At 69.7% G+C, this 8684-nt stretch carries 5 protein-coding genes; all 5 read left to right on the forward strand.

The features are described from left to right. Positions 1 to 131: 131 nt before the first annotated feature. Complete coding sequence (locus ACTWQF_RS33930; protein ID WP_443283596.1) at positions 132 to 899, forward strand: FMN-binding negative transcriptional regulator; 768 nt, start codon at positions 132 to 134, stop codon at positions 897 to 899. A 54-nt stretch (positions 900 to 953) separates the two neighbouring features. Beyond that, complete coding sequence (locus ACTWQF_RS33935; protein WP_443283597.1) at positions 954 to 2264, forward strand: lysine N(6)-hydroxylase/L-ornithine N(5)-oxygenase family protein; 1311 nt, start codon at positions 954 to 956, stop codon at positions 2262 to 2264. Between the two features lie 852 nt (positions 2265 to 3116). After that, positions 3117 to 3674, forward strand: coding sequence for a winged helix-turn-helix domain-containing protein (locus ACTWQF_RS33940; RefSeq protein WP_443283598.1), 558 nt, complete (start codon positions 3117 to 3119; stop codon positions 3672 to 3674). A gap of 7 nt (positions 3675 to 3681) precedes the next feature. Next, the gene (locus ACTWQF_RS33945; protein WP_443283599.1) at positions 3682 to 4161 is read left to right on the forward strand and encodes a winged helix-turn-helix transcriptional regulator; all 480 of its coding nucleotides are present in this window, start codon (positions 3682 to 3684) and stop codon (positions 4159 to 4161) included. 286 nt (positions 4162 to 4447) lie between these two features. Next, the coding region (locus ACTWQF_RS33950; RefSeq protein ID WP_443283600.1) for an amino acid adenylation domain-containing protein at positions 4448 to 8684 on the forward strand (4237 nt) is incomplete at its 3' end.

The raw sequence follows: 8684 nt of genomic DNA on the forward strand, positions 1-8684 counted from the left end.
GCAGTACAACTGGTGGCCCCGGGTCTTGCGTCGTTACGCTCGATTTCCGTCGAGGGCGGCTTCGAAATTCTCCCGGAGGCGGCGACCCAGCTCGATCATTGACCGATCCCTTCACGAAGGATGTGCGTGCCTTGTTCGTTCCCGAGCAGTACCGTGAGCCGGACGGCTCATGGATGGTCGATTTGATCCGGCGGAATCCGCTGGCGCTGCTGTCGGCCAACGGGCCCGCGGACGGCCCCCCGTACGCCACTCATCTGCCCGCACTCGTCGACCCGGAGTGGGAGGGTGAGTGGGGCCAGGACCTGTCCGGCGGACGCCTGGTCGGCCATATGAACAGGGCCAACCCGCACTGGGACGCGCTGCGTTCCGGAGCCACGGTCGTGCTCGTCTTCACCGGGCCGCACGCCTATGTCTCACCCACCCTGTACGGAACCACGCCGGCCGCGCCGACCTGGGACTTCACCTCCGTACACGTCCAGGGCGTGCTGCGGAAGATCGAGCCTGCGGAGGCGGGCGCGCGGACCCTCGAGGTGTGCAAGGCGACGGTGCGCGCCCTGGAGGGGGAGTTCGGCGCCGGCTGGGACATGACCGAGTCCGTCGACTACTTCCGCCGGATCGTGCCCGCCGTGGGCGCGTTCGGCATCGAAGTGCTCCGCGCCGACGGCATGTTCAAGCTCAGCCAGGAGCAGCGGCCCGACATCCGGGAGCGGGTCCGGCGGGACTTCGCGGAGCGCGACTCGACCCGGCACCGCGAGACAGCAGCGCTGATGAGCCGGCTCGCTTCGGCCGGCACCTGCCCCGTACCACAGGAAAACGGTCACATGGTCAGGGAAAACGGCCGAGTGGCCAAGGAAAACGACCACGCAGCGGAGGCTGCGGCGGCGGACGGTATGCACTGACGGCACGAACAGCACACCAACGGTTCTCAATACCTCAGGACGGGGAGACCTTTCATGAAGCAACACGACGATTACGCGGTCGTGGGCGTCGGATTCGGGCCGTCAAATCTGTCCCTCGCCGTGGCGCTGGACGAGCACAACCAGGCCGGCGGAAATCACCTCTCCGCCACATTCGTCGAGCGTCAGCCCGCGTTCGGATGGCATCGCAACATGCTGCTCCCGTCGGCGAAGATGCAGGTCTCCTTCCTCAAGGACCTGGCCACGTTCCGCAATCCGACCTCCCGGCACAGCTTCGTCTCCTATCTGCACGAGGCGGGGCGGCTGGCGCAGTTCGTGAACAACCAGGACTTCTTCCCGACGCGGCAGGAGTTCCACGACTATCTGGAGTGGGCCGGTTCCCACTTCGCGGACCGCGTCAGCTACAGCGCCGAGGTGACGGCCTTCCGGCTGCCCGCGGGCCGGCGTGGTGGGCCGGCGGACACGGTGCAGGTGGAGGTGCGGGACAAGGGCGAGGGTGGTGGCACGCGGCTGCTCAGCGGTCGCAATGTCGTCGTCTCGACCGGCTTGGTGCCCAAGATGCCGCCGGGCATCGACAGGGACGAACGCGTCTGGCACAGCTCGGAGTTCCTGGGCCGGTTCCGCACGGTGAACCCGGTGACCGTCCGTCGGGTCGCGGTGGTCGGCGGCGGCCAGAGCGCAGCGGAGATCGTCCGGTACGTCTACGACGAGCTGCCGCATGCGGAGGTCTCGGCGGTGCTGCCGTCGTACGGCTACGCGATCGCGGACGACACCCCGTTCGCCAACCAGATCTTCGACGCCGACGCCGTGGACGACTACTACCACGGCAGCGACCGGGCGCGGGACGCCTTCTGGCGCTACCACCGCAACACCAACTACGGCGTCGCGGACACCGACACGATCAAGGACCTCTACCAGCGCGTCTACGCCGACGAGGTGGCCGGCAACACGCGGCTCTCCTTCCGCAACCTCTCCCGGATCGACGCCGTCAAGCAGATCGGCGACGAGGTGCGGGCCACCGTCTTCTCGGCGCGCAGCGGTGAGACGTACGAGCTCGATGTGGACGTGCTGATCTTCGCCACCGGCTACGACCCGATGGATCCCGCGGACTTCCTCGGCGATCTGGCGGAGCACTGTCTGCGCGACGACAGCGGCAGGCTCCGCGTCGGCCGGGACTACCGCGTCCTGACGAGCCCCGAGGTGACCGCCGGAATCTATCTGCAGGGCGGCACCGAGCACACCCACGGGCTGGCGTCCTCGCTGCTGTCCAACATCGCCATCCGCAGCGGCGAGATCGTGGACTCCATCGCTGCGCGCCGGCCCGTGGCGCAGCGCAGCGCCGCCTGACGCTCCTGCGGCCTGGGGGCACCTCCCGGCCGGAGGCTGGCGCCTCCCCCGACGGGGCCCGGCAGTGGCCTGTACGGCCGCTGCCGGGCCCCTTTGTCGTGTCCAGCGGGGTCCGGTGTGCCTGACGTACCCACCCGGCGCATCCACCAGGCGTACCCGGCGCACGGCAGCCCGGTGCGGCCGCGCGAGCCGTGCGGGCCGTGCGAGTTGCGAGAACTGTGGGACCGATGTGAGCAGTTGAAAACCCGCTCGTCGGTTTGTTCTGCGCTTCGTGCGGCGTCTCGTCAAGTGCTCGAAGCGGGGCAGGGTGATCCAGTGAGGTGGCGGACGGCTCTCCGGGTTGTCTTTCCATGGTGCGGCCGAGAGATCAATTGGATCTCTGATATATGGCTTCAGCTGCGTATTCTTTGATCGTTTACTCTCGGCCCCGGTATCTCGCGGACGGATTCCGCCTGGCGCGGGTGCCTCTGGGCCTTGATCCAGGGGCAGTTGAGTGAGCGATGAGTGGCCCCCTCTTGGTGTCAGGGGGCTCGGAAACAAACCCGACCACTGGTATGTTTCTTTTCAAGCGCCAGGACCCTAGGTCCGCGCGCTGCCCCGCGCTGTTTTCAGCGGACCGTGGGCACAACGGGGAGGAGATGGTCTGCCGTGAACGTTCTTGCTTCCTGCGCCGGAACAGGCGCCCACGAACGGCGCTGCCCCGCGTAGCAGGGCCTTCCGTTTCAGGTACCGAGACCCGCAGCCGCACCATTCTCCAAGCGAGCCCCGGGTTTTCCGCACGCCTGCGTATTCAGGAGCTGCACCACAAGTCTGCCCTGATGAACCCGAGCTGCTATGAAATTCGGAGTGCACATGACCTCGCAAGTGGCGAACCGGCACAACACAGCGAGCACAGCGAACAAAGCATTGAACAAGGAGGTACAGCTGCTGAGATGGCCCGTCCAGCGGGAACTCCGCGAGGAATGCCGAAAACGCGGCGTGCCCCGCATTCTCGTCGTCGAAGCCGGCCTGGAGGCCCCCGTCTGCGAGGACATCTACGAGGACTGGGTGCGCGCCCCCGTCACCTCGCCAGACCTCAAGGCACGCGCTGACGCACTGGCCCAGCGCTACTACCGCAACCGCTCGCCGCAACTGGACGAGAACGGTGTGCTGTGGTTCGCCTCCCGCTCCGTGACGCTCTCCCCGAAGCAGGCCGAACTGCTGGTGCTGCTGGTGGCCCGGTTCGGCAAGGTCGTCCCCCGAGAGGCACTGCGCTTCCAACTCGGCCAGGACGAGGGCCCGATGACCCGCAACGCCCTGGACCTGCACATGATGCGCATCCGCCACCGGATCAGCGCCATCGGCCTGACCGTGCGAACCGTCTGGGGCCGGGGTTACGTCCTGGACGCCCACCCGCAGCTGGCGTCGTGAGCGCGTCATGACGAAGCCGCCTGGCACCCCCCGCATCCCGGACTGTCCGCTGGCCAGGGCCGCCGGTTTCATCGGCGACTGGTCCACCCTCGAACTGCTCCATGAGGTGTTCGACGGGCATACGCACGTCGAGGAGATCCGCGGCAACCTGCGCTCCGACGCCGACGTGCTCGCCGCCCGGCTCGACGCACTCGTCGCCCGTGGCGTGCTGAAACGTTCCGCCGGGAGGCGGGACCACTACGAGCCCACCCCGCTCGGCCGCTCCCTGCGGCCCGTGCTGCTGACCCTGGCGGCCTGGGGCAACCGTGAACTGGCGGCCGGGGAACGGGGGATGATCCTGGTCGACACGCGCACCGGCGAGGAGGTCGAACCCGTCGTGGTCGACCGGGCGACCGGCCGGCGCGTCGACACCGAGGCGTACGCCTTCGCGCCCGGGCCCGCGGCGAGCGGGGCGATGCGCGCCCGCTTCGGTCGGCGGAGCGACTGAGGCCGAACGCCGTCTTGCAGGCCGTCGGCCATTCCGCCGGACCGCCGGACTTTCAGCCTCTTTCAGCCTCCGGCCGGGAGGTACCCCCAGATTTGCTCGCCGTTGCGGCTCGTTCCGGGGGCTTCACCCTCAGGCCCGCTGCGGCGGGGCCTGTCGGTGGCTTCGGCCTCAGGCCCTGCTTCTCGCTTTCCGGTCTCTGTCGTAGCTGTTCGGCAGCTCGGGTGGCGGCGGGAGACTGGGCGAACTGCGCGCTATTCGAGTCTTTCCTGCGAGAGGAATGGTTGTCGTGAATTCTCTGGGCCTTTCGTCGGCGCAGCAAGGAATGTGGCTGGCTCAGAAACTCGCCCCCGGAGCTTCCAACAATGTGGCGGCGCTCTGGCAGCTGGAGGGCGGTCTCGACACCTCGGTCATGGGCGCCACGTTCCATAGGGTCTTCGGCGAGGTCGGCACCCTGCTCGTCAACTTCCACGAGGACGAGCAGGGCCGGGCGCGGCAGACCGTCCGCGACGGGCTGGGGGAGTGGGAGCCCACCTTCGCCGACGTCAGCGGCGAGGCGAACCCGGAAGCCGCGGCGCACGCGCTGGTGTCCGAGCTGGTGGGCCGACCCTTCGACCTCGCCGAGGACGCGCTCTTCCGTGCCGGGGCCGTGACGGTCGGGTCCCGCACGATGGTCTTCCTGATCTTCCATCACATCGTGACCGACGCCTTCGGCCTGATCACCCTCATCTCGCAGCGGCTCGGCCAGGTCTACACCGCACTGCTGCGCGACGAGCCGGTGCCGGAGTGGCAGGTCTCCTCGGCCCAGCGCGTCCACGACAAAGACGTCGCCTACCGGGAGTCGGCACGGTTCGCAAAGGACGCCGCGTTCTGGCGCGACTACCTGGCCGAGGCACCCGACCCGGTACGCCTGCCCGGCACTGGCACTGGCACTGGCACTGGCACCGGTACTGGCGACCGGACCGGCACCGGCACTGGCACCGGCGACCGGCTCGGCACCGGCGACCGGGCGGCCGAGGACGAGCCGGGAGCCGCGGACGGTCCGGTGAACTGGGGCCGGGTCTCCCGTTCGCTCGGCATGGTGAACCACACCGTGACCGTCCCCCGCGCCGAGGCCGACGCGCTGGAGAGCGCCGCCGAGGCCGCGGACATGACCATGCCGAGCCTGCTCACCTCGACCGCCGCCGTTTTCTTCCGTCACACCTGCGACCTGGCCGAGCTCCTCTTCTCCGTGACGGTCAACCACCGTTTCGGCGCCGAGAAGACCACCCCAGGACTGATGTCGAACGTGCTGCCGCTGCGCGTGGTCGTCCCCATGACGGCGCGGCTGGCCGAGGTGTCCGCCGCCGTCACCGCCGCGAAGAGCGCCGTCTTCCGGCACGCGGCCCACCAGGTCTCCGAGATCCAGAGCGGCACCGGAATGACCGGCAGCAACCGCAGCCCCTTCGGTGTCATCCTCAACGTCATCCCCTTCGTCGAGGCGGTCGACTTCGCGGGCTGCCGGGCCCACTTCGTCGGCGGGTCCTTCGGCATCGTCGACGAGCTGATGATCTCGACGTACCAGGACGGCCGCGCCGACAGCGACCTCTACATCCGCTTCGACGCCCCCGCAGCCCTCTACAGCCCCGCCGAACTCGCCGGCCTCGTCGAACGCTTCGTCGCCTACCTCCGCGCCGTCGCTGCCGATCCGCAGCGCCGCGTCGGCAGCCTCGACGTCCTCGCCCCCGCCGAACGCGACCGACTGCTGCACGCCTTCAACTCCGCCACGGCCCCCGTCCCGCACACCACCATCCCCGAACTGTTCGAGCAGCACGCCGAGCGCACCCCCGACGCCGTCGCCGTCGTCTTCGACGGCATCCCGCACACCTACCGGGAGGTCAACACACGCGCCAACCGGCTCGCCCACCAGCTCATCCGGCGCGGAATCGGCCCCGAGGACATGGTGGCCGTGGCACTGCCGCGCTCCGCCGAGCTCGTCATCGCGCTCCTCGCCGTCCTGAAGGCCGGAGCCGGCTATCTGCCCGTCGACCCCGAACACTCCAGCGGCCGCCTCGCGTTCGTCCTCGCCGACGGCGCCCCCCAGCTCGTCGTCACCGACGAGGCCACCGGCGCACTGCTGCCCGACTCCGACACCCCGCCCATCCCGCACCTGGACCTGGCCGCCGTCGAAGCGGCAGCCGACGGCCGCGACGACAACCCCCGCAACGCCGACCGGGTACGTCCGCTCCACCCGTCCAACACGGCGTACGTCATCTACACCTCAGGGTCCACCGGCACCCCCAAGGGCGTCACCATCCCGCACCGCAACGTCGTCTCCCTGCTCACCGGAACCGACGAGTGGTGCCGTTTCGGGCCCGACGACGTGTGGTCCATGTGTCACTCGCAGGCGTTCGACTTCTCCGTCTGGGAGCTGTGGGGCCCGCTGACCACCGGCGGCCGGGTGGTGGTCGTCCCCTGGCATGTGGTCCGGTCACCGGAGACGCTGTGGCAGCTCCTGGTGGACGAGCGCGTCACCGTCCTCAACCAGACACCCACCGCGTTCTACGAGCTGTCGGCCTCCCACGACCCCGGCCGGCGCACCGAGGCCGCGCTGCGCATGGTGGTCTTCGGCGGCGAGGCCCTCGACCCCTCCCGGCTGCACGGCTGGTACCCGCGGGACTTCGCACAGGCCCCAGCGCTGGTCAACATGTTCGGCATCACCGAGACGACGGTGCACGTCACCCATCTGACGCTGACCGGCCCCTCCGACGAGCCCGGCGCGAGCCCCATCGGCGCCCCGATCGGCAACTGGCGCGTCTACGTCCTCGGCCCCGGCCTCACCCCCGTGCCGCGCGGAGTGGTCGGTGAGCTGTACGTCGCGGGTGACGGTGTGGCCCGCGGCTACCACGGCCGCCCCGGGCTGTCCGCCGAGCGCTTCGTCGCCGACCCGTTCGGGCCCGCCGGTACCCGCATGTACCGCACCGGCGACCTGGCCTGCTGGAACAGCGCGGGCGAGCTCGAGTACCGGGGCCGCGCCGACCACCAGGTCAAGATCCGCGGTTTCCGCATCGAGCCCGGCGAGATCGAGGCCGTCGTCGCCGCACACCCCGGCATCGCCCAGGCCGCCGTCCTCCCCCGGCAGGCCCCCGGCGCGGGCGGCGGAAAGCAGCTCGTCGCCTACGTCGTTCCCGTCGGAGCCGAGAGCGGCACCGAGGGCATGGGCGACATCGACCTCAACGCCGGTGCTTCCGTCGCCGAGCTGCGCGGTTACGTCATGGACCGGCTGCCGGAGTACATGGTGCCGTCAGCGTTCGTCGTCCTCGACCGGCTGCCCATGACCGCCAACGGCAAGCTGGACCGCCGCGCTCTGCCGGAGCCGGAGTTCTCGGGTGGTGAGTACCGGGCGCCGGGCGATCCGGTGGAGGCGGCTTTGGCGGGTGTGTTCGCTGAGGTGTTGGGGTTGGAGCGGGTCGGTGTCGACGACGATTTCTTCGCGGTCGGTGGCGACAGCATCCGTTCCATTCAAGTGGTGTCGCGGGCGCGTGCGGTGGGTGTGGAGGTCTCGCCGCGGCAGGTGTTCGAGTGCCGGACTGTCGCCGAGCTGGCTGAGGCGGCCCGGGTGGGTGAGGGCGGGAGCGGCAGTACGGCCCTCGCCGAACTGGAGGGCGGCGGCGTCGGCCCGATGCCGGAGTTGCCGGTCGCCACCCACGTACGCGAACTCGGCCCCGGATACGAGCGGTTCGCCCAGTGGCTGGCGTTCGAACTCCCCGCAGGCATCGACCGCACCGGCCTCGCCGTCACCCTCCAGGCCGTACTGGACCACCACGACATGCTGCGCGCCCGTCTGACGTACGCGCAGGACGACGCGGCGCCGGACGGCGTCCCGGCGCTGGATGTCCTCCCGCCGGGAAGCGTGCAGGCCGACACCTTGATCGAGCACGTCCGGTGCGACGGCTCATGGGACGCGGACTTCTGGGAGCACCGAGTACCACCGCTGGTCGAGGACGCGGTACGGCGGCTGGATCCGGCTGCGGGTGTGATGCTGCGGCTGGTGTGGTTCGAGCCGGATGATGCGGCTGCGGCGGGGCGGTTGTTGGTGGTGGCTCATCACCTGGTGGTGGACGGGGTGTCGTGGCGGGTGCTGGGTCCGGATCTCGCTGCCGCCTGGGAGCGGGTGCGGGAGGGCCGGACTCCTGTACTGGGGCCGGTGGGGACATCGGTGCGGCGTTGGGCGCATGCGCTGAAGGAGGAGTCGGCGCGTCCGGAGCGGGTGGCGGAGCTGCCGTTCTGGGAGGGCGTGCTGGAGGGCCCGGACCCGGTGTTGGGTTCGCGGGAGCTGGAGTCGTCGGTGGATGTGATGTCCACGGTGGAGACGGTTCGTGCTCAGCTGCCGGTGGAGGTGACGGCGTCGGTGCTGGGTGCTGTGCCTGCGGCGTTTCGTGGTGGTGTGAACGATGTGCTGCTGACGGGGTTGTCGTTGGCGGTGGCGCGGTGGCGGGAGCGGCGTGGTGTTGAGGCGTCGTCTTCGTTGTTGTTGCGGCTGGAGG

The organism is Streptomyces sp. 8N114 (assembly GCF_052245835.1).
In the GTDB taxonomy this organism is placed as follows: Bacteria; Actinomycetota; Actinomycetes; order Streptomycetales; family Streptomycetaceae; genus Streptomyces.

Bases quoted from the DNA above. Each gene is read 5' to 3' on its own strand.
- ACTWQF_RS33935 (WP_443283597.1), top strand. From the start codon at position 954: ATGAAGCAACACGACGATTACGCGGTCGTGGGCGTCGGATTCGGGCCG.
- ACTWQF_RS33945 (WP_443283599.1), top strand. From the start codon at position 3,682: ATGACGAAGCCGCCTGGCACCCCCCGCATCCCGGACTGTCCGCTGGCC.
- ACTWQF_RS33940 (WP_443283598.1), top strand. From the start codon at position 3,117: ATGACCTCGCAAGTGGCGAACCGGCACAACACAGCGAGCACAGCGAAC.